Annotated in this window: 25 protein-coding genes; 15 read left to right on the forward strand and 10 right to left on the reverse strand. The window is 41.2% G+C overall.

All coding sequences use genetic code 11. The features are described 5' to 3' along the window. Positions 1-225 precede the first annotated feature (225 nt). The 3 genes from RMY63_RS26450 to RMY63_RS26460 form a co-directional block, all read right to left on the reverse strand. Positions 226-918: a PEP-CTERM sorting domain-containing protein gene (locus tag RMY63_RS26450; protein ID WP_322731547.1), complete on the reverse strand. Its 693-nt coding sequence runs from the start codon at positions 916-918 to the stop codon at positions 226-228. 707 nt (positions 919-1,625) lie between these two features. Then, positions 1,626-2,144 carry a DUF456 domain-containing protein gene (locus RMY63_RS26455; protein ID WP_292748077.1) on the reverse strand — a complete coding sequence of 173 codons (519 nt, stop codon included), beginning with the start codon at positions 2,142-2,144 and terminating at the stop codon, positions 1,626-1,628. 274 nt (positions 2,145-2,418) lie between these two features. Continuing rightward, complete coding sequence (locus tag RMY63_RS26460) at positions 2,419-3,648, reverse strand: RNA-guided endonuclease TnpB family protein (RefSeq protein WP_322731548.1); 1,230 nt, start codon at positions 3,646-3,648, stop codon at positions 2,419-2,421. Between the two features lie 284 nt (positions 3,649-3,932). Between RMY63_RS26460 and RMY63_RS26465 the strand changes: the two genes are divergently transcribed. Beyond that, positions 3,933-4,847, forward strand: coding sequence for a M48 family metallopeptidase (locus tag RMY63_RS26465; RefSeq protein WP_322731549.1), 915 nt, complete (start codon positions 3,933-3,935; stop codon positions 4,845-4,847). 328 nt (positions 4,848-5,175) lie between these two features. Here RMY63_RS26465 and RMY63_RS26470 read toward each other — a convergent pair whose 3' ends face one another. Then, a complete protein-coding gene (locus tag RMY63_RS26470; protein ID WP_322731550.1) occupies positions 5,176-5,829 on the reverse strand; it encodes a cofactor assembly of complex C subunit B in 654 nt (217 codons plus the stop codon). Between the two features lie 115 nt (positions 5,830-5,944). After that, a complete protein-coding gene (rpaB, locus tag RMY63_RS26475) occupies positions 5,945-6,673 on the reverse strand; it encodes a response regulator transcription factor RpaB (protein WP_292866575.1) in 729 nt (242 codons plus the stop codon). 170 nt (positions 6,674-6,843) lie between these two features. Between rpaB and radA the strand changes: the two genes are divergently transcribed. Then, complete coding sequence (gene radA, locus RMY63_RS26480) at positions 6,844-8,367, forward strand: DNA repair protein RadA (RefSeq protein ID WP_322731551.1); 1,524 nt, start codon at positions 6,844-6,846, stop codon at positions 8,365-8,367. 123 nt (positions 8,368-8,490) lie between these two features. Beyond that, positions 8,491-9,261, forward strand: a complete 771-nt coding sequence (locus RMY63_RS26485) for a Uma2 family endonuclease (protein WP_322731575.1) — start codon at positions 8,491-8,493, stop codon at positions 9,259-9,261. A gap of 93 nt (positions 9,262-9,354) precedes the next feature. Here RMY63_RS26485 and RMY63_RS26490 read toward each other — a convergent pair whose 3' ends face one another. Beyond that, entirely contained in the window at positions 9,355-9,528 is a 174-nt protein-coding gene (locus tag RMY63_RS26490) for a hypothetical protein (RefSeq protein WP_322731552.1), read from the reverse strand. 21 nt (positions 9,529-9,549) lie between these two features. After that, positions 9,550-9,876, reverse strand: coding sequence for a hypothetical protein (locus tag RMY63_RS26495; RefSeq protein ID WP_322731553.1), 327 nt, complete (start codon positions 9,874-9,876; stop codon positions 9,550-9,552). A gap of 28 nt (positions 9,877-9,904) precedes the next feature. Between RMY63_RS26495 and RMY63_RS26500 the strand changes: the two genes are divergently transcribed. The 5 genes from RMY63_RS26500 (at position 9,905) to RMY63_RS41905 (ending at position 11,171) form a co-directional block, all read left to right on the forward strand. After that, positions 9,905-10,138, forward strand: coding sequence for a hypothetical protein (locus RMY63_RS26500; protein ID WP_322731554.1), 234 nt, complete (start codon positions 9,905-9,907; stop codon positions 10,136-10,138). Further along, positions 10,138-10,260 (forward strand): hypothetical protein, encoded by a 123-nt coding sequence (locus RMY63_RS26505; protein WP_322731555.1) that lies wholly within the window; start codon positions 10,138-10,140, stop codon positions 10,258-10,260. Before RMY63_RS26500 ends, RMY63_RS26505 begins: the two co-directional genes overlap by 1 nt. Before the next feature lie 27 nt (positions 10,261-10,287). Further along, positions 10,288-10,539 carry a DUF4258 domain-containing protein gene (locus RMY63_RS26510; protein WP_322731556.1) on the forward strand — a complete coding sequence of 84 codons (252 nt, stop codon included), beginning with the start codon at positions 10,288-10,290 and terminating at the stop codon, positions 10,537-10,539. Between the two features lie 13 nt (positions 10,540-10,552). Beyond that, positions 10,553-10,792, forward strand: a complete 240-nt coding sequence (locus RMY63_RS26515; RefSeq protein ID WP_190881993.1) for a DUF2283 domain-containing protein — start codon at positions 10,553-10,555, stop codon at positions 10,790-10,792. A 244-nt stretch (positions 10,793-11,036) separates the two neighbouring features. Beyond that, positions 11,037-11,171: a hypothetical protein gene (locus RMY63_RS41905; RefSeq protein WP_416212551.1), complete on the forward strand. Its 135-nt coding sequence runs from the start codon at positions 11,037-11,039 to the stop codon at positions 11,169-11,171. Here RMY63_RS41905 and RMY63_RS26525 read toward each other — a convergent pair. After that, positions 11,137-11,610: a hypothetical protein gene (locus RMY63_RS26525; RefSeq protein WP_322731557.1), complete on the reverse strand. Its 474-nt coding sequence runs from the start codon at positions 11,608-11,610 to the stop codon at positions 11,137-11,139. The two genes, RMY63_RS41905 and RMY63_RS26525, sit on opposite strands and share 35 nt — an antisense overlap. 589 nt (positions 11,611-12,199) lie before the next feature. On the opposite strand from RMY63_RS26525, the gene RMY63_RS26530 reads away from it, so the two are divergent. Beyond that, positions 12,200-13,033: a Uma2 family endonuclease gene (locus RMY63_RS26530; RefSeq protein WP_322731558.1), complete on the forward strand. Its 834-nt coding sequence runs from the start codon at positions 12,200-12,202 to the stop codon at positions 13,031-13,033. 582 nt (positions 13,034-13,615) lie between these two features. Then, a complete protein-coding gene (locus RMY63_RS26535; RefSeq protein ID WP_322731576.1) occupies positions 13,616-14,860 on the forward strand; it encodes a serine/threonine-protein kinase in 1,245 nt (414 codons plus the stop codon). 89 nt (positions 14,861-14,949) lie between these two features. On the opposite strand, the gene RMY63_RS26540 is transcribed toward RMY63_RS26535, so the two are convergent. Continuing rightward, the gene (locus RMY63_RS26540; RefSeq protein WP_322731559.1) at positions 14,950-15,870 is read right to left on the reverse strand and encodes a Tll0287-like domain-containing protein; all 921 of its coding nucleotides are present in this window, start codon (positions 15,868-15,870) and stop codon (positions 14,950-14,952) included. 294 nt (positions 15,871-16,164) lie between these two features. On the opposite strand from RMY63_RS26540, the gene RMY63_RS26545 reads away from it, so the two are divergent. Together RMY63_RS26545 and RMY63_RS26550 are read left to right on the forward strand one after the other, a co-directional pair. Next, positions 16,165-18,054: a serine/threonine-protein kinase gene (locus tag RMY63_RS26545; RefSeq protein ID WP_322731560.1), complete on the forward strand. Its 1,890-nt coding sequence runs from the start codon at positions 16,165-16,167 to the stop codon at positions 18,052-18,054. 106 nt (positions 18,055-18,160) lie between these two features. Then, positions 18,161-19,054: an SDH family Clp fold serine proteinase gene (locus tag RMY63_RS26550; protein ID WP_322731577.1), complete on the forward strand. Its 894-nt coding sequence runs from the start codon at positions 18,161-18,163 to the stop codon at positions 19,052-19,054. Between the two features lie 35 nt (positions 19,055-19,089). Here RMY63_RS26550 and RMY63_RS26555 read toward each other — a convergent pair whose 3' ends face one another. After that, a complete protein-coding gene (locus tag RMY63_RS26555) occupies positions 19,090-19,791 on the reverse strand; it encodes a peptidoglycan-binding protein (RefSeq protein ID WP_322731561.1) in 702 nt (233 codons plus the stop codon). A 626-nt stretch (positions 19,792-20,417) separates the two neighbouring features. Here RMY63_RS26555 and RMY63_RS26560 point away from each other — a divergent pair. The 3 genes from RMY63_RS26560 (at position 20,418) to nusA (ending at position 24,022) form a co-directional block, all read left to right on the forward strand. Further along, entirely contained in the window at positions 20,418-21,836 is a 1,419-nt protein-coding gene (locus RMY63_RS26560) for a hypothetical protein (protein ID WP_322731562.1), read from the forward strand. A gap of 203 nt (positions 21,837-22,039) precedes the next feature. Further along, the gene (rimP, locus tag RMY63_RS26565) at positions 22,040-22,501 is read left to right on the forward strand and encodes a ribosome maturation factor RimP (RefSeq protein ID WP_322731563.1); all 462 of its coding nucleotides are present in this window, start codon (positions 22,040-22,042) and stop codon (positions 22,499-22,501) included. Positions 22,502-22,735: 234 nt separating this feature from the next. After that, complete coding sequence (gene nusA, locus RMY63_RS26570) at positions 22,736-24,022, forward strand: transcription termination factor NusA (RefSeq protein ID WP_322731564.1); 1,287 nt, start codon at positions 22,736-22,738, stop codon at positions 24,020-24,022. Positions 24,023-24,073: the final 51 nt, after the last annotated feature.

A 24,073-nucleotide genomic window follows, 5' to 3' on the forward strand; every position in this document is an offset into this window, starting at 1 on the left:
AACCTGACTTTTCCATAGAATTACCAAAACTGGAAAAGTCGTTTTCAATAAAGTTTTTCTTGGAAATAATTAAAGGTTCGCAGTAATCGCTAAATTACTACGAACCAAAGCCTATAACACTTCATTGAAAACCGATATAATTGGATAGATTTTGTACAAGGTGGTAGTCTTTACAATTGTTCTACCACCTTTTTTCTCAGCAATTTCTCTGCTGGATATTTTTCATTAATTAGCCAGAGTTTTGCGACGGCGAGACATAGCCACGACTGCACCTACTGCACCTAAGCCTAGTATTGTTGTTGGCTCAGGAACGGATTTTGAGATAGCATCTATTTGAAACTCATAGCGCCCAGGACGAGCATTATTTGTGTTCTTCTGAAGTGCATTAATCGAGCCATCGCCTACAGCATTTACACCATTATAGAAGGTTCCTAAAACTGAAAAGGTATCTATACTGGTAGTATACGACCCAGGAGTAGTTTCTTGCCTTCTCCTAGTAATATTAGATATACTAGTTGCCTTAAACTTGATCCCATTATCAAAAGTAAGGAACGGATCAACTACTGAACTCATATCAACTTTGTACAAAGCTGATGCGTTTCCAGGTGTAGAGCTTAGGACTGAAAGTTGATTTAATATTAAGCTGTAAGGGTCGGTGTTACCTACCATAACCTCAGTCACACCACTAAATATACCATCTGCAAACGATACATCTGCTGGATTATCAAATTTGAGTACTTCAGTGGTTGGAGTGTCCTGTGTTTTATTCTGAAATATCAAATTTCCGTCGAAAGAGGCACTTCCAATAATAGCCGCTTGAGCAGAACCAGCAGATGTAAACATCCCAGCAGTAGCCAAAGGGATTGCAAAAGTAGCAGCCAGAGTCGCGTTTACTAATTTAGATTTTAAACTAATCATCAGCGTTTGATAGTCCTAACAATAATATGGAACAGAGAAATTGATTGCTTAACTTTTACTATCAGTAATCTATTTAAAATACTGTCAGTGAAAGCGAAACTTGTGTGATGTATTTCTTATCTCCATAAAATCACATAGATTTGGAACCTGCAATATTTACTGAGTGGTCTTCATCACATCTTCAACTAGTAAAACGTCTTCATAAAGTTTTAATTTCTTACATATCTGCGCTTCGTATATCTCTTACTCTCTAAGGTTTAAATTATTGGCAGTAGCTCCGACTTCAAGAAAAATTGCTTACGTAATACTAGAAATTAAAGCCATTCTTTATACTTAGCAAGTTGTGACGAGGAGTCCCCCACCATACATACTGAAGGTTGGTGGCGGGAGGAACGCCGCTCGGGACTGGGGACTGGGGACTGGGGTATCTATAATCCAATACGGTTCAGTCAAGGAAATTTATCCGTTGAGGCAGGCAGGGGGAGCAGGGGATGCAGGGGGAGAAAAAAAGCTTATCTGAACCGTATTGATCTATAATCTTTCTACTTACTAATATTTAGTGAAACGGTTCCTCTCATAGAATAAATGGGAGGAACCGCTGTATTTGTTTACTATGGATAGTCTTGGTTATCAAATTGAATGTCTGTAATAAATAGCTAATTGCTAGCTATTACCACTGTTCTCAAATCTGTCAGATTTTTCAAATCCTAAGAGCCAAATACCTGTGGCCAGGTTGTCACCACAAAAACTACAACTGCGGCGATCGCTAACAACCCTTGAATCAAATTTCCAACCAAAGACCCGACTACAATTCCTATACCTGCTTTAACCGCCAACCCGAATTCACGTCGGTAAAGATACTCACCAATAATTGCTCCCAAAAGCGGGCCTAGTAAAATTCCTAACAGTGGGCCCCCAAAAGGTAAAGTTGGCAATAATCCCAAAAATCCGACCACCAAACCAACAATTGCGCCAATTTGCCCCCACTTGCTAGCCCCAGCTTGTTTTGCTCCCACATAGCTAGCTAAAAAATCTACTCCGACACTGAGCAGTAAAACTATAATTGTCACAATTAGTGGAATCTTGATAGCTGCAAAGGAACTACTAACGATTCCCCAGATGATAATTGCAATTAAAATTAAGCTGCTACCGGGAATGGCTGGAACTACAGCACCAATAATACCCACAACCATTACAGCAACTAATAGCCAATAAATAATTTGCATAAATCAATTGTAAACTTCCAAATTTTCTCATAGGGGTGACTTCAGGTTAAAGCTACTCTAGAAAAAGCTTTTAGCAGATTATCTCGTTATCTCGTTCCCAGTCGGAGACTGGGAATGCCCCTCATTGAGGCTCCGCCTCCCTCTCCTCGCGGCTCTGCCGCCAGAAGTAGCATTTCCAGCCTCTGGCTGGAAACGAGGTTTGAAAAGGGTTTTGGCTTAAGTTTACACCAATGGCCATCTGCGCGCTCCTACTAGTTTATTCTATCTGGGTGAACTACCCAGCACCGACCCTATCGGGTACGGTGTGGGCTTCTGTACTCAATGGCGAGTGCCGCAGGTGAGACTTTCGTCCCATCTTTGGTCTTACCTCCCCTCCTACAGCAGAGACGGCTGAACCTTCCGCCTTTAGCATTCTGATACCTTCTGCTCTAATATTGATAGCCGCATTTCCATCTCTGTCATGATGAATACCACAGTGAGGACAAATCCAATCTCTCACTTCCAACGGCATTTCACCTAACTGATGGAAACAATTTGAGCAGATTTTGGAACTAGGGAACCACCTATCAATCTCAACCAACTTCCCACCTTTGCGTTCTAGCTTGTAGGCTAAAAAGTTGGTAAACATTCCCCATCCACAATCAGATATTGCTTTTGCCAAATTGTGATTACGAACCATACCTTTGATATGAAGATTCTCTGCTATGACAGCTTGGCTATCGCTGACCAACTTGTAACTAAGTTTGTGTAGAAAATCTTGCCGTGAATTACTAACTTGTTCGTACACTTTAGCAACAACTTTTCTATACTTATTTCTTGAATTACTCCCCTTTTGTTTACGTGCTAGTTTTTGCTGTTTACGTTTCAGGTTTTTTTCATGCTTGGCTATATGTTTAGGATTATCGTATTTAGAAACCTTTTCACCGTCTGTAACAACAGCAAAGTGTTTCAATCCTAAATCAACGCCATAAATCTTGCCTTCTGTAGTAGTTGGGCTATCTCCTTCTACCTCAGTCAAGATAGATGCAAAATACTTTCCTGATGGAGTTTTGCTAACAGTGACAGTCTTGATTTTGCCTTCAAAGAGTCTATGTATTTTGGCTTTGACTACCCCGATCTTACCGGGAAGTTTAACGCTATCCTCTACAATTTTGACGTTTTGAGGATACTGAATAGACTGTTTTCCGTGCTTAGACTTGAATCGGGGAAACCTCGCTCTACCCTCAAAAAAGTTTTTATATGCAGTGGTTAGGTTGAGTGTTGTAGCTTGCAAAACTTGGCTATAACAATCAGCTAACCAACAACTATCTTCTGCTTTTTTAAGGTCTGGAAGAAGTGCATTGAGTGCCGAGCGTCCAAGTGCCTTCCCTGTTTCTTTGTAGGTTTCAATTGACTTATTCAAGGCATAGTTCCACCACCAGCGAGAACAACCAAATGTCTGCGCTAGTAGTATTTCTTGCTCTTTTGATGGGTATAAGCGAACTTGTATGGCTTTGTGTAGCACTCAGTATCACCTCCTTGGTTTTTATTTTATCACAATATGCATTTAGTGATAATATTATTGTAGAAAAAATTGGTGACTCCTCAAGCATCTTCTTCCTTGCCTTACGGCATTGGTGAGGCAGTGCGGTCTTCTCCCAAAGGGAGAGGCTAGCGCCAAGGGGTTTCCCCAAGTAGAGCAACTGCCGTCGAAGATACTTTCGTCGTCACCCGCCTTATATCCCGGCGCTAAACGGAGTACCGTTATAGCGCGGGACTTACGGCGATTTATTTAAAAGCTCAAAACCTATGACGAGAAAAATATTAACTGGACTAAGTTCTGAAGCCTACGAGCACCCCTTTGATCGCAAAGCTTTGGCTTCTTTGCAAAATATGCCCGGTGTCTCTCTACTACTCAAAAAAATTAACGAATACGGTATTGATCGCCTACTTAGACTGCAAAGCCTTGGTAGTGAAATTAGAATTTCGCCCCGTAATTTTCCCCAATTACATCAAACATTTGTAGAAACCTGCCAAATTCTTGATGTTGCTCCACTTCCTGAATTGTATCTATTTCGAGGCACAGGTAACATTCAAACCTATATTGTTGGCGTAGAAAAACCCCTTGTCGGTATCAATTTAGATGCAATGGAGTGGCTTGGCGTAGATGAGTTGCTTTACATTTTCGGACACGAAATCGCTCGCATCAAGAGTCAGCACATGGTTTATCACCAAATGGCAATTGTTATGCCAACGTTGAAAAATTTGTTGAGCAGTACCACACTGGGAGTTGGTGGCTTAGTAGCTGGTGGAATGGAATTAGGTTTGTATAATTGGCGGATGATGGCTAGGTTTACTGCCGATCGGGCTGCAATGCTGGCTTGTCAGGATATTGATGTAGCAACTACTACACTGATGAAACTCGCGGGTTTACCAGATGAGTACTTGACTACTGCTGTAATTGAAGATTTCCTCGTCCAAGCCCGTGAGTTTGCATCCAATAACTTTGATAGCGTGGATAAAGTCACTAAAATATTAAGCTATACAGAGCCTGGGCTTTCTTGGATAGTTATGCGGGCTGGCGAGTTATTAAAATGGGTTGATTCAGGAGCTTATGATAATTTAATTCAACAGACAAATTTAAAGACACCGGAAGAACTAGAAGAAAAAGAAGGAAACATACCAGAAGAAAAGGAAGGTTGGAATTTTTTGACTTCTTGGTGAGTTAATAATTCGTAATTCGTAATTAACTTATAGATAAGCTAATGCGCCTATAGCAATCCTAAATCATTCGTGAAAAATTAGATCCCCGACTTCTCAAAGAAGTCGGGGATCTGGACACCAAGAATTTTCACAAATCAGATAGGATTGCTATATGTATTGCACTATTTTCTGTATAGACCGTCATTAATCATTAATCAAAAGCGTTTTTAAAGACAAAGGACAAATGACAAAAAACAACCCTCACTAGTTAATGTGCAATTTTCTTTGCGTAACAGCTTAGTAATTACAATTACGAGTTATTCTCACAGATGACAAACCTAAATTTAGGTTAAGTCGCTTGGTTGGATAAATTCGAGCCAAGAGTAACGGCTAATTTATCAGCAATTCCTGCAATCCAGTTTTCATCTTGTTTGGTGTAACTTCGAGGAGCATTTGCTCCCAAAATTAATGCACCTTGGTTGCCAATAGGTTGACAAATTACACCTTGAGTATTTTCTGGTAAATAATCAAATTCAACTTTACCTGGATATATTTTTAGAGCAACTAGATAAATCGGTTTTTGTTTTTCGAGTACCTGTTTTAAGATTACTCCTGGCACAACTTCAGATTTAGTACCCAGAATGCCGCGACGCAACAAAACTTTACCTTGATAAAAAACTACAAGCGATCGCGTTACTGTATTAGTCAACAATAAATGAGATGCCCAGGCTAGCTCTGTTTTTACGGATTCTGGTAAATCTGCTGCGAGTACAAAACCTTCTTCTCCAATTAGTTCTACAATATCAGGCGATCGCGGCTGAACTTGCTGCCAAATTAAACCCGTCAAAATTAACACCGCACTCAAAATCACGCCCACGACATCACCACGCGATTGAGACTGGGTTAATTCCGGTGTCAATAAACGGTTAATCAATAAAAGTACAGCGCCTAGCCCACCTACGACAATGGGTAGACGCCGCAAAACTCGATTGTCATTTGTCATTTGTCATTTGTCATTTGTCATTGGGCATAAGAGGCAGAGATGCAAAGGGGCAGAGGGGAAAACACTTACTGCAACTTCTCCCCTGCTCCCCCTGCTCCCCCTGCTCCCTCATCTCTCACTCCTCCCCTGGTTCAATAATTCGCTGGAAAAGATAACCAGTACCCCGTGCGGTGAGAATTAATTCTGGGTTGCTAGGATCATCTTCTAATTTTGCCCGCAAACGTGATATGTGCACATCTACTACGCGGGTATCTACATGACGTTCTGGTGTATAACCCCATACTTCCTGCAAAATTTCCGAACGAGAAAAAGCTTCTCCAGAGCGACTGACTAACAACTCTAATAAGCTGAACTCCATACCCGTCAATCGAATCCGCTCATCGCCTTTGTAGACTTGTCGCTTATTCGTATCGATTTTAATATTAGCGACATGGATTACCCCAGAACTGGGAATTCCAGAAGCACCGTTTTTATCTACTCGCCGCAGTACCGAGCGAATCCGGGCTTCTAGCTCCTTGGGGGAAAATGGTTTAACTACATAGTCATCAGCACCTAATTCTAATCCAGTGATGCGATCGGCGACATCACCCAAGGCTGTTAGCATAATAATGGGGACATCTGATTCTTTTCGTAATTCTTGACATACACCATAGCCGTCTAGCTTTGGCATCATTACATCTAAAACTACCAGGTCAGGCTCTGTTTTGCGAAAAGTATCCAAAGCTTCTTCCCCGTCGCCAGCAGTCACTACATCGTAGCCAATCATGGAAAGGCGTGTTTCCAAAATCCGGCGAATGCTGGCTTCGTCGTCTACCACCAAGATTTTTTCTTTATGGCTTTCCAAGTTTCTCTAGGCTCCTTGACTAAAAATTTACATGATTAATTTTTAATACCATAATATTAAGATATCATTCCATGAATTGATTTGGAAAAAGCTCTAAATACCACTATTATTAGTTTTTAGTTTTTTTCAATAATTAAGTAAATATTAAGATTATTTAATAAGATTTAAGAATGGCAAAGCCAAAAACTTTTTACACTTGTAACGAATGTGGAGCAGAATCGCCCCAGTGGTTTGGTAAGTGTCCTGCTTGCGGTACTTACAACTCTCTAGAAGAACAAATTTCGATTCAATCCTCAGTAGATGTACCCAGTCGGGGGGGAGTGAGTAGTTGGCAATCAGCTCAAGGCAATGGCAAATCTCACGGTAAACCAGCTAAAGCACGAGCCTCTTTAACATTTGATCAAATTACCGATCGCCAAATTGCTCGTTGGGAGTCTGGTTACGAAGAATTAGATCGAGTGCTTGGAGGTGGGGTTGTCCCTGGCTCTATGGTGCTGATTGGTGGCGATCCAGGTATTGGTAAATCGACTTTATTGTTGCAAGTATCTAATCAATTAGCACAGAAATACCGCATCCTTTACGTAACTGGTGAAGAATCGGGACAGCAGGTAAAATTACGAGCTTCGCGTTTGGGAGTATCAAAAACCCTAAGTGTGGTAAACGAGGAGAAGGTAACAGTAGTAGTAGATACTACACTTCCTATAGACCCTGACAGTATCGGTGCAGATTTATATGTACTGCCAGAAACAGATTTAGAAGAAATTTTACGGGAAATAGACTCTCTCAAACCAAATGTGGCGGTGATTGATAGTATCCAAACAGTGTTTTTTCCGGCGCTGACTTCTGCACCAGGTTCAGTAGCTCAGGTACGGGAATGTACCGCAGCATTGATGAAGGTGGCAAAGCACGAAGATGTCACCATGCTGATTGTGGGACACGTCACCAAAGAAGGAGCGATCGCCGGGCCAAAAGTTTTAGAACATTTAGTCGATACAGTGTTGTATTTTGAAGGCGATCGCTTTGCCTCCCATCGGTTATTACGGACAGTCAAAAACCGCTTTGGTGCAACTCACGAAATCGGCATCTTTGAAATGGTGACAGATGGATTGCGAGAAGTCTCCAATCCCTCAGAGCTATTTTTAGGCAACCGTGACGATCCTGCACCAGGTACTGCCATTGTGGTTGCTTGCGAAGGTACTCGCCCGATAGTTGTAGAATTGCAGGCTTTAGTGAGTCCTACCAGCTACCCTTCCCCTCGGCGTGCTGGAACTGGCGTAGACTACAACCGTCTAGTGCAAATTCTCGCCGTCTTAGAAAAACGCGTAGGAATTCCCATGTCAAAGTTAGATTCTTACGTTGCTTCTGCGGGTGGGTTGAATGTGGAAGAACCTGCGGTAGATTTGGGAATTGCGATCGCAATCGTTGCCAGTTTCCGCGATCGCATAGTTGATCCCAGTACAGTATTAATCGGTGAAGTTGGGTTAGGTGGACAAGTGCGATCGGTTTCCCAAATGGAACTGCGGTTGAAAGAAGCTGCTAAGTTGGGATTTAAAAGAGCGATCGTGCCAAAAGGGACAAAATTTCCCGACTTGAATATAGAGATATTGCCAGTATCCAAAGTCATAGATGCAATTATCGCCGCCATCCCCCATCAAGAATTGACAGCCGACGATTTAGAACCCGACGAAGATTAGTAACTATTGGGGACTGGGAAGATGAGGGAGTGAGGGAGTGAGGGACAAGAATTAATGCCCAATGCCCAATGCCCAATGCCCAATGCCCAATGCCCAATGCCCAATCTGAAAGGAAAACCCATTATGACAACCCTCACCCAAGACTACCAAATCACTTGGGAAAAACTACCCGATGATTACAAACTCCCAGATGATCCAGTGGACAACATTAATCAACCAGCCTTAGCTGCTGCACTTACAGAAAGCCTACAATTAGCCGGAAAAATTTCAGCTAACGCCCTAACAACAACTAATTACGGCATTTGTGCCACTCTAAACAACAAAATAGTCATTAAAGCGCCTGATTGGGCTTTCATTGCCAAAATTAATGTTAGTAGAGAAGAAGTAACACGCAGTTACACACCTCAATTACAGGGTGACATTCCCGTAATTGTGATGGAATTTGTTTCTGATACACAGGAAACAGAATATTCTATCAAAGCGACATATCCCCCAGGAAAATGGTTTTTCTACGAGCGCATCTTAAAAGTGCCAAACTACATTATCTTTGAGCCAGATAGTGGCAGTTTCGAGATGTATCGCTTAGAAAACACAGAACAGTACGTTTTGCAAGAGCCTGATGAAAATCAACGCTATTGGATAACAGAAATGAATCTTTACCTTGGAGTGTCGCAAGGTACTCGTGAAAATCGCACAGGAAAGTGGTTACGGTGGTGGGATGAACAAGGAAACCTTTTACCTTGGGGTTCTGAGTTAGCCGAACAAGAACGCGAACGCGCACAACAAGAACGCGAACGCGCACAACAAGAACGCCAACGTGCCCAAGAAGAACGCCAACGTGCCCAACGACTAGCAGCACAATTGTGGGCGGCGGGAATTGAACCTGAAGATTAGACTTCTTGTAAATAATTAAAGATTGCTAGGTTTAGTTAAAAATTTGCTAAATCTAGCATTTTTTTATAGCAATGAAATTTTAAATAACTCGAATTAGGCATAATTTATTGCCGTTAAAATTTGACAATTATTCATAGAAATTTGGGAATTTATAGTTAATAAGTATAAAATTATACATTTAGCTACAAGCATGATAAAGGCGATCGCCCAATCCCGCAAAAGATGAATGCGATCGCCCTTATCTGGCCCCTTTATCAGAATTTTCACAAATAAGATAGGATTATTGGATTAATTTCTGTCTATTCCCATATCCCTGTTTTCTGTCTCGTTGGATTCTTGCACTTTATTAGCAATCATCCCATTGATGTAGGTAACAATTATCACTAATTCTCCAATTGCTTCCAGTTCAGCCTCTTCTTCTGGTGTCTGAGAATTAGCTGTTTTCTTATCAACAAGTTCTTGCATCCGATCTGACAATTCATCTGTAATTTTAAATAGATTAATATTACTAACTTTTTCAAGTCGAATACCATTCTCTAGCCAGGATGAGGGTTTAATAGGTGCGATCGCCATAAGTTTATTACAATTGGATATATCGCTTATTGTAGGCTCCATCAGCATTGCTTAAAGTTTACCTTGCTAAATGCCCGTAATGAAACAAATCAAAATTATTGTAGAAAAACATTCTGACGGTTATGTTGCCTATCCTCTTGGTATAAAAGGGGCCGTAGTTGGTCAAGGAAACACTTATGAAGAAGCTTTAGCTGATGTCAATTCAGCTATTCGCTGTTATATCGAGATATTTGGCAAAGAAATACTTGAAGATGACTCACCAGTAATCGAAGCTTTTGTGACAGATGCAGAGGTGGCTATTTAATGCCTAAGTTTCCTGTAGATGCTTCCAAGAAGAGAGTTATTAAAGCATTTGAGTTATTGGGGTTTCGCATAGTTCGGGAACGCGAACATATTGTTATGGCGCGAGAAAATGAAGATGGATAATTTGTGGGAGTTAGGATTAAACAATATATGAACGTCAGGTTGCATCCCCATGCACAAGCACGATTAAATCAACGTGGGGCAACAGAAGCAGAAGTTATTGCCACAGTGGAAAATGGTGTTACCTTTCCTGCTCAATTTGGTAGAACGGGATTTAGGTGTAACTTTCCCTTCAATGCTGAATGGAATGGCAAGTTTTATACTACTAAAAAAATTGAGGCAATAGCTGTTCAAGAAGAAGAAGACTGGTTAGTTATTACAGTAATCGTCAAATACTTTTAAAGAGAAAAATTCCATGAAAATTACCTACGACCCAAGATACAACATAGCTTATATCTATCTCCAAGAAAAAACTGCACAAGTAGAAACAATTCAAGTCAGCGAAGAAATGAATGTAGATATTGCTCCTGATGGCACAATTTATGGAATTGAATTGCTCAATGCTAACCAGCAATTAGGTGCTGATGAACAGGGGAAGTTAATCGTAGTCAATGAAGCATTAGGAGAATCTGCCGAAATTAAGCTTTTACTATAGTGTCAAACTACTGATATTCTTATAAAAATTAGCTATGATGCCGAAGTCGATGCTCACAAACATTAATTTGTCAAAGAGTCGCACATTGTAAAGATATTTATAAAACTTTTCCTTGATACAATATCTTTAGATAAACACATATCATAAATTGTATCGCGCTGACTATGACAACCGTAATTGCTAGACCTTCATCCTTGATTGGCAGTATCAGAATAGAAAAGCTGGATAAATTTAACCTATTCAAATGGAAGAACTTTTAGAACGCAAAAAAGCTGATTTACTAACTTCAGAAGAAGCGATTGAACTTGAAGAAATTGGAGAACTAGATAGAATTTTCACCCATATCAACGCAATGAACTTTGTGGTTGCACTTTTTTAGCTTTCCGAGCAAATCTGCGTCCTAAATCATCAACCATTGAATCTAAACCAGAGCCTTTACCACTGGCTTTAGCATAGTTATATATCATCAAACCCGCCGCATAAGCTTCGCTACCAACAGCCACAGATGTATCATCCACCAGTTCTTGCAGTTGCGTCAATGACAGCAAAATGGGATACAGGGCTTCAAATAATTCGATATCTTGGCGCATTTCATTCAAGTCAAAAGAACGAGGTAAGAAGTCAGGGTTTTGTGTGCCGATTTCCAACGCCTTACTCACAAACGCCCGACTCTTATCCCCCAGCTTGGGTAAAGCTTTACGCTCCTCGGTTGTCAAATCAATCAAAAACGGTAACTTTTCGCAGATAGTAGTAATAGCTTGCATCACGGCTTCCCTGTCTGCGGAGGAAAGTTTTGCACTGACTTTATTATCTGCCATTTTTCATACGCCTTTAATGGTACTAATTTTCAGTATTCCCCAAGTTATTTAGGCAGTAATAGTTATTTATAAGCAATTAAGAAAAAATTTTTATATTTTTAAATAAGTGATATCTCGCTAATTACCAACCTTGAGCAAGTTTCACGATTAGAGTCCAGTGGCATTCAATACTGTTCGGATAAGCTCTTGAGGCTCTTAAGGAAAGAGAGTTATTGTTCAGTAATTCTTCTCTCCCCCTGCTTCTCTTCTCCCCCTGCCCCCCTGCCTGCCTCAACCAAAAAATTCCTTAACCGAACGGTATTGCAGTGGCATTTGACCCAAGGAAGCCGAACATTTAGAGATAATAGTAGCAGAGGTAATCTCAAAATTTAGCGTTAGCAGAGCGGTGCGCGAACACTTCGCAGCTAGTTGTGGAATAACATTATTACTTCTATAGGAATCGTATTTGATTGCGTGAAAAAACTCAGTACATATCTATTCGCTTCTGTTCTCTATTCCCTATTCCCTCTTAGAAGCTGTGAATCTAGGATAATCAGTACGGTAGAGCCATAAAAGTAATAGCCGAAAAATATCAAACCCAATTTTTATTATGACTTCTTCTCCCCATTACATCCCTCAATCTGACCCGCCGCTTCCTCCTTGGGAAACGCTACCAACGATGTATGATTTACCAAGTGACAACCCAGAGGAACCAGGCTTGCCAGACGATTTTCACTTTTTACAACCCTTACTTTTATACTTAACTTTTCAGCCCATTAACTGGAATTCAGAACTAGTTTACAGTGCTGCTGACCTTAATCTCTACTATGATTTACAGCATCCTTTGTGGTATAAGCGCCCAGATTGGTTTGGTGTAGTAGGTGTAAGAAAATTATACAAAGGGCAAGACTTGCGGTTAAGTTATGTAACTTGGCAAGAACCAGCAAATCCATTCGTGGTTATTGAGTTATTATCTCCAGGTACGGAAGACGAAGATTTAGGTACAAGAAGGGAAAGTGCAGCAGATAAACCTCCTAGCAAATGGGAAGTTTATGAGCGAATTTTACGAATTCCCTACTATGTTGTATTTAGTCGCTATACTAATGAACTTCGGGCTTTTCAGTTAGTCGGCGGTCACTATGAACCGATGAATTTGACCCAAGGGCGCTTACTAATGCCAGAGATAGATTTAAGTTTAGGCTTATGGCAAGGTTCATTTCGAGATATTGAAAGGTTGTGGTTAAGGTGGTTCACTTTGGCGGGAGAATTAATTACCGCACCCACAGAGGAAGCTGCTGCTGCAACTGAACGAGCTATGATTGCAGAACAAGAAGCTATAGAAGCTAAACAAGAAGCTGCTCAAGCCAAACGAAAAGCAGAACAATTAGCAGAACGTTTGCGTCAGTTAGGCGTGAATCCTGATGAAATAGATGAATTATTGTAGCTTCACGAGTATTTTCTGATACGCAGCATAATTTTCTGCTTTTGAGGAATCACCTGTACTGAAAACTTTGATAGCCGATGCCGAAGCAGCTATCTCTTAACAATATTAGCTCTCAGAAAGATTAATTTTTGAGAGCGATCGCATATTTAGCACTTGAAATACATATAATATTCCTTTGGGCAAGTCTATAGCAACCTCAGTTTTTATGAAAAATCATGATGTCACGCTATATCCTTACTGTTCCTCAACTGAGTTTCAATTGGGTTACTAAGGGGAAAATAAGGTTCAGCAGCAAATCTAAAAGGCGATGCCTGAACATTTGCAGATATTACCGCAGACACTGATTATGTTGCGGCGGCTAAAATACTTAAGTATGGGTAGTATGATCAAACTACTCAGGTTAAAATTGTCTATTTGGTAACACAAGACCATCAGAAAATTGTAGAAAAGTGTATTTCCTTGGCTCGATAGTGGTGCTAACCTCAATTTAAAGGATGTTATCAGCCTTTATCTGCTAGAGTTTCTGACTTTCAGCAAATTAGATAATTTATCAATAACAAAATCGCTAGGAGTGCGATGATGATGTCACAGTCCCCTATGACAAGACCAGAAATAGCTGCTGGAACTCTAATCGATAACCGCTATATTATCCAAAAACTTCTAGGACAGGGAGGATTGGGACGAACTTACTTAGCATTTGACACTCGTCGGTTTAATGAAGCCTGTGTTCTTAAAGAATTTGCACCCATTGGCACAGGCGAAAGTGGACTGGAACAATATCGTAACTTATTTAAAAGAGAGGCAAAAATCCTTCATCAATTGCAACATCCTCAAATTCCCAAGTTTTTGGCTTGCTTTGAAGGAGATGGTCGGCTATTTTTAGTACAAGAGTATGTTGACGGTAAAACATATTCAAGACTGCTAGGAGAACTTCAACGTCAAGGAAGAAATTTTTCTGAAGACGAAGTTATACAGTGGCTAAAGAATCTACTGCCTGTTTTAGAATATGTCCATCAGCACAACATCATCCATCGAGATATTTCTCCTGACAACATCATGTTACCCGATGGCAAGGATCTGCCAGTGCTGATTGATTTTGGGGTAGGCAAGCAAATTGCTGACATGAACGAAGGGAGAAGTTCCAACCACCAGGTAACGTTTGTTGGTAAAATGTCCCTTGTCGGCAAAGTGGGATATGCTCCCCGCGAACAGATTAGTTTGGGTTTATGTTCACCCTCTAGTGACCTTTATGCTTTAGGTGTAACTGCTATTGTATTACTCACAGCTAGAGATCCATCTTTACTAATGGATCAATACTCACTTGAATGGAACTGGCGTGATTATACTTATGTTACTGATGGGTTGGCTCAAGTGCTTGATTGCATGTTGGAAGATAGACCTAATAAGCGATACCAAACAGCCAGCGAAGTTCTTAGAGATTTAGAGCATATTGGAGAACCAGAAGTGGCAATATCTTCTGCAATCATGGTTGATGATTTGCCAGCCACGGTATTTAACCCTGAATTTCAGGCTATGTCGGTTATATCACAGTCATATAACCAACCTGAAGAAACAATTTTTAGTTCACCTACTAGTCCCCAAACTGGGCAAAGAATTGAACAACAACAATCTTTACTCCAGCCAGCATTTATCAAACATTGCCAGCAAGAATTAGCTTACCACATTGGCCCAATGGCAAATCTGATTATAGAAGAAATACTAGCTCACAATCCTTATATTTCAGCTGACCAATTTATTGAACTTGTCACAAAGGAAATTCCTAACCTTCAAGCAGCTTTTGAATTCAAAAAAAGCTTATTTTCATAGAGATTTAGACATCATGAATTGAGGGAAAATTTTTAATCTCTTAACTAATTCTGTGGCTTTAAGTCAAGAGAGTCGTCTTGAGAGCGTCATTACGAATTATTATAATCGCCTGTACCTCCTTGAGTACGTTTGATTCTTTTCATCGCCATTTCTAAACTTAACTGCATCCGTTTAAAGGCTTTAGCTAAATTACCGATTTCATCATTAGACATCTGCTCAAATTCAACTTCCATGTGTCCCGTACTAACTTCTTCGGCTATGCGAGTCATGCGTTTGAGAGGAATGACAATTTGTCGATTCAAAAACAAATTGACTAACAGGATAGTAGTGATAAATATAGCTGATACAATCAAGATAATTAGTAAGGAAGACTGATTAGCTTTGTTGATGACATTCTTGGCAGGTACTGATATAATCTGAGCGCCGACAATTTCATTAAGCTTCCACCCAAATCCATTAGCAGCACCATAAAGACTAATCATGCTTTGAGGTGCAGCTTCAGGTACACTATGACAGACCAGACAGCTTTCTTCAGAAACTGCTAAGGGACGAGCAATATAAAAGATATCCCCGCCAGGAATTGAGCGAAATCCACTAACTTCTTTAAGGTCTGATTTATTTCTGAACTGTTCTACAATTTCCGTCTCAAAACCGTCAGCTTTATCCCGAAGATTTGTAGGATTGAGAGTTGCTTCTTTATAAAAGAAATCACGGTAGTCTGTTGTTTTCCGTAAAATTTCAAACACCTCTCGTGCTGAGTATCCAGGCACGGTTTGCGGCAAAAATTCAGTAGCCAATTTATCAACTAGCTCTGGATTCACTTGAGTACTGGTGTATTTACGAACAGAACTCATTGTTTGAATGAGCATCAGACCAGTTGAGCTAATATCTTGTTTAGCATTCTCCTTCAGTAGAGAAGAAAGAGCAAATCCACTCAAGCTCAGACCAAATGTCAAAATTACCAGTAGCAGAATTGTAAATTTTTGTTTCAAATTGAGATTCTTTAGCATAATTTTAGATTACCTACAAGTCAAATTATTATGAACAAATATGTCTAAAGTTACTGCTTACTCTAACACGAGCAATCAACTTTCATATTTTCGTGTAAAGGCATAGTTTAGGCAAAACTATGAGAGTATATCCAACTTTATACTATTAGTAATTATTGAGGTTAATGAAAATGTTATCTAAGTAACTAAGTTCCAAAAAGCTACAACAGCAATTCAAATGGAATTCCCAAAAATTCGTGTTGGCTGTTCTGATACCTTGCCAAAATAAATACCAGCAATTGTCAAATATTACTAATGGTGTGGAATGCAGGAAAGTCTTTATTCGGGGGACGCTACATTATTGAAAGCCAACTAGGTGAAGGCGGAATTGGCATTACTTATCTTGCCAGAAATCAACGAAATCAACTGCGAGTGATTAAAACTCTCAAAGAAGAAATCCTGAATCACCCCGCCTGGATACTCCACCGAAACAAGTTACGGCAAGACTTTCGTGATGAAGCAGTTCGGCTGGCTGTGTGCCACCATCCTCATATAGTACAAATAGAAACCATCTTTGATGAGGGGAATTTGCCCTGCATGGTGATGGATTACATCGAAGGGGAAGACTTAGCACAGCGTTTGAGGCGAATAGGGGTGCTATCAGAGGCAGAAGCATTACTGTACATCCGGCAAATTGGCGATGCTTTGACCCTAATCCATTCTAAAGGACTGTTGCATCGGGATCTCAAACCACGCAACATCATGATCCGCATTGATAAATTAGAAGCAGTGCTGATAGACTTTGGCATTGCTAGAGAATTTGTTCCTAATATGATCCAAAGGCATACAGTGTATCGTACTCCTGGTTTTGCCCCACCTGAACAGTATGAATCAGAAGCGCCACGAGGAGAATACATTGATATTTACGCCCTAGCTGCTACTTTGTATAATTTGCTTACCGCAGTTGTACCAACTAGTGCAGATGATAGGCGTCACAATATTAATTTAGAACCACCACAATATTTTAATCCCAACATCAGCAACAGGGTAAATCAGGCTATTATGTGCGGCATGGATCTGGAGTCAACGTACCGTCCCCAGTCTGTGCAGGAGTGGTTGGATTTATTGGGCCCTGAGACAGGGGAATATGTAACAAAAACATCATCTACTTTAGTGATAACCCCTAAGCTGCAACCACCTGTACCTGTTGTATTAGACCGACAGAACTGGCAATGTGTACAGACTCTCAAAGGTCATTCTAGTATGGTTCATGCGATCGCCATTAGCCCAGACGGGCAATTTATTGCTAGTGGCAGTAATGACAAGACCATCAAACTTTGGCAAGTAGGTACTGGCAAGCTAGTGCGTCAACTGGGTCGTTGGTCTTCTAATCATTCTAGTATGGTTCATTCTGTCGCCTTTAGCCCAATCTCTTCAAACCTTTCTTATCAAGGCGAGTCCGGCAAATCTGCGGGAGTTGCAGACCTGAACCGGGGAATCTTAGCTAGCGGCAGTTGGGATAATACAATCAAATTGTGGGATGTCAACACAGGTAAAGAAATTCGCACTCTCACTGGTCATGCTAATTGGGTGAATTCCGTTACTTTTAGTTCAGATGGCAAGTTTCTGGCTAGTGGCAGTGCTGACTGCACAATTAAACTGTGGCAGGTAAACACAGGCATAGAAATCCAAACTTTCACAGGTCATTGTGACCCAGTTTCGTCAGTCGCTTACTCTCCGAGAACACCTGCAACTAATAGCCAGGAGAGACAGCTAGTGGCTAGTGGCAGCAATGATTACACGATTAAACTCTGGCAAATATATACAGGCAGAAATATTTACACACTTACAGGCCATTCCTTCTTTGTCAACTGTATTGCCTTCAGTAAAAATGGGGAAATTATTGCTAGTGGTAGTGGTGACAACACGATTAAACTGTGGCATGTAAATACAGGCAGAGAAATTCGTACTCTTATTGGTCATTCTGATTCAGTTTGGTCAGTCGCCTTTAGTCAGGATGGACAATTTCTTGCTAGTGGCAGTTGGGATAAAACTATCAAACTGTGGCACATACACAGTGGTAGAGAAATCAGCACACTTACAGGGCATTCCAACTATGTTAGATGCGTTGCCTTCAGTCCCGATGGCCAAACCTTAGTTAGCGGTAGTGATGACGACACGATTAAAATTTGGCGAAGAGGATAGTAAATAATTCGTAATTTTTCTATAAATCTATAGATAGAACTGCGATCGCCCCAAATTTGTGACAATAATGACGGCAACCGTTATTTTTGAACAAGAATTAATATTTATGGGCTTTGGTATCGGTGATTTATTCTGGATTTTCCTCCTTCTGACTTCTTTGCAACCCCTTTGGCAAAAACGTCAAATAGAATATCGGCGCTTGCGTGCTTTACAACAATTCCAGCAGGAACGCAAAAGTCGGGTGATTTTACTAATTCACCGCCAAGAGTCCATTAGCTTTTTGGGAATTCCCATATCTCGCTACATTACTATCGAAGACTCAGAACAAATATTGCGAGCAATTCGCCTCACACCCCCAGATGTGCCTATTGACTTAATTTTACACACTCCTGGCGGTTTAGTTTTGGCTACTGAACAAATCGCCAGAGCGTTAATTCGCCACCAAGCAAAAGTCACAGTCTTTGTACCCCACTATGCCATGAGTGGCGGTACAATGCTTGCCCTCGCCTCTGATGAAATTATTATGGATGCTAACGCTGTTTTGGGGCCAGTTGATCCCCAATTGGGTAATTACCCCGCAGCCAGTATCCTAAAAGTGGTTGAAGATAAACCCATCAGTGAGATTGATGACCAAACTCTAATTATGGCCGACCTCTCACGCAAAGCAATACAGCAGGTACAGCGATTTGTGCGAACTTTGCTAAAAGACAGTATACCTAAACAAAAAGTTCTGCCAGAAAACATCGAACCGATTATCGAAGCCTTGACAACTGGGCGCGTCACCCACGACTATCCCATCACTATTGAAGAAGCAACAGAAATGGGACTGCCCGTAACCGTCGGACTGCCCCATTCTATTTATGACCTCATGGATCTGTTCCCACAGCCACAAGGAGGACGACCCAGCGTGCAGTACATTCCTATGCCTTACAATGACCCCCGTCCAATTCTACCTATACCCAAAGGCAGACCCTTAGAAGAACCAAATCAGATGACTTGAGGGGCTGGCTTTGGGGTAGGAGTTTTTTGTGGTGACTAGGGTGTAGTTGTTGGTGTAGTTGTTGGTGTCGCTGTCGGTGTCGCTGTTGGTGTAGTTGTTGGTGTCGCCGTTGGTGTAGTTGTTGGTGTCGCTGTCGGTGTCGCTGTTGGTGTAGTTGTTGGTGTCGCCGTTGGTGTCGCCGTTGGTTTAGCCGTTGGTTTAGCCGTTGGTTTAACCGTAGGTTTAGCCGTTGGTGTAGGTGATGGTTTAGTTGTCGGCTGGCTGAAGAGTGTCTTTGCTTCTTCATTCAGCTTTTGGCGGAGTGCTAAGTTAGCAATTCCAGTTTCTTGCAACTGATATTTCTTCTGATACTCCTTCACCACTTCTTCCGTGCGGGAACCATAAAAATGATCGCGCGGCAGGAGAGGATTTGGCTTCACCACTGCATTCAAATTTCTGTGCAGAATTTGAACGATATTAGCAGCAAAATCTTGGGTTTTTGGCCCTGCGATGCCATCAACTGGTTTTAGCTTATAACCAGTCTGAAATTCTCGAATTGCCTTTTTAGTTTCCTCGTCTGTCAAAGCAGTATTTGTTACCTTGACGTTATAACCTAATCCCCGTAATACCTCACGGAATTGCTGGGGCGTATAACTTTTTCGAGGGGCTGCAAAACCTGTGTCTGTAATTACCAAACTAGCAGTCATTAGGCAAGTAACAGCAAAGGTTGCGCTTGATTTTCCAAACCCACACCACATACTTAAAAACTCCTTTGGGTTAAATCAGCAGGATCATAAACGTTAACAGCTGCATTTTAAGTTTGTTTAATAACTTTTTTCACGATTATTTAATGAATTTTGAACAAATTGTGATTTTTTTTGTTAAATTTAACTAAAAATATAAAAAATAATTTGTGTCATCTATCAAAAGAAGTATCTTGTATTAGCAAAGATACAGCCGTTATCATTTGAAGCAAATATACCCTTTTATAGCAAGGGACTGGGGATGGTGGGGTCCCTCTGGGGATAAGGGGTAATGGGGACTGGGTGAAAAGTCTTTTGGTGTCTAAGTTTTATCATCTCTTGATGTCCTAACCACCAAGGCTTGTGCTATAACACTAAACTGCGGTAGTTAAGCACATCAGTGCATTGGTATCAATTTAAGGTGATAGCCAGTCTTTTGACTTGTGGTTGTGCCGAAATGAAGAGTATTTCCAGCCTATGGTTGGAAAAGAGGTTTTAAAGGGGTTTTGATTTGAGCTTAATGTTGAAACCTGGGGTGTACTCGACTAGAAATTGCTGTAACTGGTTAGAAAGGGCCAAAAATTAATAAATGAAATAATTTATGTTTTCAACACCTAAATAAGTATCATATATTACAGAAAATGAAAAATATAAAATCTTCTAAGCAGCGTAATCTTTGGTTTGAAAGTTTTATGGCAATTGCTGCCACCGTAAATTTAAGTTTAGTTTTGTTTGATTTAAGTTACGTACCTTGGCGGGATTTCTACTTGCGAAAACTTCCCCAAATTACTAAGATTTATGACCAAATCAAAGGTATTGAAAGTCATCGAGACACAGAAAACTATTTAAAAACAATAGACGCATTAAAAGAACAAGTTAGCCAAACAGGGTTACAGTCGCCTCAGGTAAATAGCAGACTAGAGGAAATCAGACGTCTGAGCAACGAGATGATTGACAGTAACCCGTTTGCGGGAGTGAATAAGAGTGGTACTCTGGAAAAAATCAAAAATCGGATGCGCGATCGCATCGGTAAAGAATCTGCAAAACAGTCCTTTACGACTTTTTGGAGTCAGCCGTACCTATCACAAAATGGCTGGGTTCAAGAAATTAATTTTTTCAACCAGAAAATCCGTCCTTTGATCGCCAGTAACTACTACCGCCAAATCGGGGAAAATGGCGATTTTATTGATAAATTCTGGATTATTGACTTACCCTTTGTGATTTTATTTGGTGTAGAATTGCTAGGGCGTACCTTCTTGCTCAGACGCCAACATCCTGGTTTAAGCTGGTTGGAAGCACTATTGTGGCGTTGGTACGATTTATTTTTACTGATACCATTTTGGCGGGGGTTACGAATCATACCTGTATTAATTCGCCTCGATCAAGCGCAGTTATTGAATCTGCATCCAGTACGAAAGCAAATTAATCAGGGGATTGTCGCCAATTTTGCCGAAGAACTCACAGAAATTGTAGTGGTGAGAGTGATTAATCAGGTTCAGGGTTCAATTCGGCGGGGTGAATTAACTAGCTGGCTCTCGCAACAAGAAAATTTACGTCCCTACATAGATATTAATAATGTGAATGAAGTGGAAGCGATCGCAGGTCTTTTGGTAAAAACAATTGTCTACCGAGTGCTACCCGATATTCAACCTGCGATCGTTGCCATTCTGCGCCACAACATCGAAACCGTCTTCCATCAAATCCCCGTCTACCGCAATCTCCAAAACCTCCCTGGTGTGGGACACGCTCAAACCCAGTTAAGCGAACAACTGGCGACTCAAATCACAACTAATCTTTATAAAACTTTAGTTAGCGCTGTTGAAGACCCTGTGGGCGCAAAACTCACCAGTCAATTGATACAAAGCTTCAGTGACGCTTTGAAATCTCAAATAAAGGAAAAACACGTACTTTCAGAAATTCAGAGTTTACTTTTTGACTTCTTAGAGGAAATCAAACTCAACTACGTCCAGCGTTTGTCCCAAGAAGACATAGACCAAATTATCGAGCAAACCAGGCAGTTAAGAACACAAGTATCAGTTCCTGCAGTAGTGAAAAGATGAGGAAGCAGGGGGAGCAAGGGGAGCAGGGGAGGCAGGGGTAGAAGAATTATTAAACCAATGCCCAATGCCCAATGCCCAATGATTATTAAATGCGCTAAACTCGAATTAGGCGAATCATAATTTGGTTCGTCACAAGACTTCTTGGAAGATATACCTATCGCAGGAAGTGGGTCGATGCCCACTTTTTTTTGTTGAATTCTCTCATGGTTCATCCTTTAGTTCCACAAATTATTGATTTGGCGACACCAGTGGCAGAAGAACTGGGATTGGAAGTGGTTGGCGTGGTTTTTCACACTAACCAAAGTCCACCAGTGTTGCGGGTAGACATTCGCAATCCTGAGCAAGACACTGGGTTGAACGATTGTGAGAAGATGAGCCGTGCTTTAGAAGCCTCCTTAGATGCTGCGGAAATCGTTCCAGATACATACGTCTTGGAAGTGTCTAGTCCTGGTATTTCGCGCCAACTGGTAACAGATAGGGAATTTATTTCCTTTAAAGGATTTCCTGTCATAATCTCCACTTCGCCACCCTACGACGGACAACAAGAATGGATTGGTCAGTTGATTCGTCGGGATGAGACAGCACTTTACTTAAATCAAAAAGGTCGTGTAGTCGAAATTCCCCGCTCCCTAATAAGTAAGGTGCAGTTAGAGGAGCGCCGATAAACAAGTTACTAAGGCTAGAGGCTAGGGACTAGGGATTGGAGGAGCAGAGGAGCAGAGGAGCAGAGGAGCAAGGGTAACAAGGTGACAAGGTGACAAGAACGTGAGAACTTGCAACAAGTTTTTCCCCTTGTCCCCAATTCTCCTTGTCCCCTTGTTCTCTTCCCAATGCCCAATGTCCCATGCCCAATGCCCAATGCCCAGTCTCTAGTTCCTAATTTTTAAAGGAGATTGCTTATGTCAATGGTTACTTTACCTGGATTAAAGGAATTAATTGAAAGTATAAGTCGCGAACGGAATTTACCCCGGCTTGCAGTTCAATCAGCAATTAGAGAAGCACTACTAAAAGGCTATGAACGTTATCGCCGCGCCCAAAATTTAGAGCGCAAACAGTTTGACGAAGATTATTTTGAAAATTTTGAAGTAGAACTTGATATTGAAGGAGAAGGATTTCGCGTTCTTTCCACCAAAACTATTGTTGAAGAAGTAGATAACACAGACCACCAAATTTCCCTAGACGAAGTTCAACAAGTCGCTCCCGAAGCGCAGTTAGGGGACTCTGTGGTACTGGATGTTACCCCCGACCAAGGAGAATTTGGTCGGATGGCGGCGATGCAAACTAAGCAAGTATTGGCGCAAAAATTACGGGATCAACAGCGCCAGATGGTGCAAGAAGAGTTCCAAGATTTAGAAGGAACTGTTCTCCAAGCAAGAGTCTTGCGGTTTGAGCGGCAATCAGTGGTTCTAGCAGTTAGCAGCGGCTTTGGTCAGCCAGAAGTAGAAGCCGAATTACCGAAGCGGGAACAGTTGCCCAACGATAATTATCGGGCAAATGCCACCTTCAAGGTATATTTGAAAAAAGTCTCCCAAGGTCAGCAACGAGGGCCACAGTTGCTTGTGTCTCGTGCTGATGCTGGTTTGGTAGTTTATCTTTTCGCCAACGAAGTCCCAGAAATCGAAGATGAAGTGGTACGGATTGTTGCCGTAGCTAGGGAGGCAAACCCCCCTTCCCGTTATGTCGGCCCCCGGACTAAAATAGCAGTAGATACTCTTGATCGCGATGTAGACCCAGTAGGTGCTTGTATTGGAGCGAGGGGATCGCGAATTCAAGTGGTAGTCAACGAATTACGCGGTGAAAAAATAGATGTAATTCGCTGGTCGCCAGACCCAGCAACATACATTGCTAACGCCTTAAGTCCAGCACGGGTAGATGAAGTACGCCTGATGGACCCAGAATCGCGGCAAACTCACGTACTTGTAGCTGAAGATCAATTGAGTTTGGCCATTGGGAAAGAAGGACAAAATGTCCGTTTGGCAGCCCGTCTAACTGGTTGGAAAATAGACATTAAAGACAAAGCTAAGTATGACTATGCGGCAGAGGATACCAAATTTGCAGCCGTCAGAACAAAATATCAATCAGAGGAATCAGAAGAAGACGACCTGGACTTTGAAGAAGAATTCGAGGATGAAAATCAGAACGAATTAGAAGAGGAAGATAGTTTTGACAATAACGATGATGAATAATTGATTAATTTTGTAAAGTTTTGATACTGTAAGATTGTAGTCTCAGTCTCA

This window comes from Nostoc sp. ChiQUE01b, assembly GCF_034531255.1.
Classification (GTDB): Bacteria; Cyanobacteriota; Cyanobacteriia; order Cyanobacteriales; family Nostocaceae; genus Nostoc.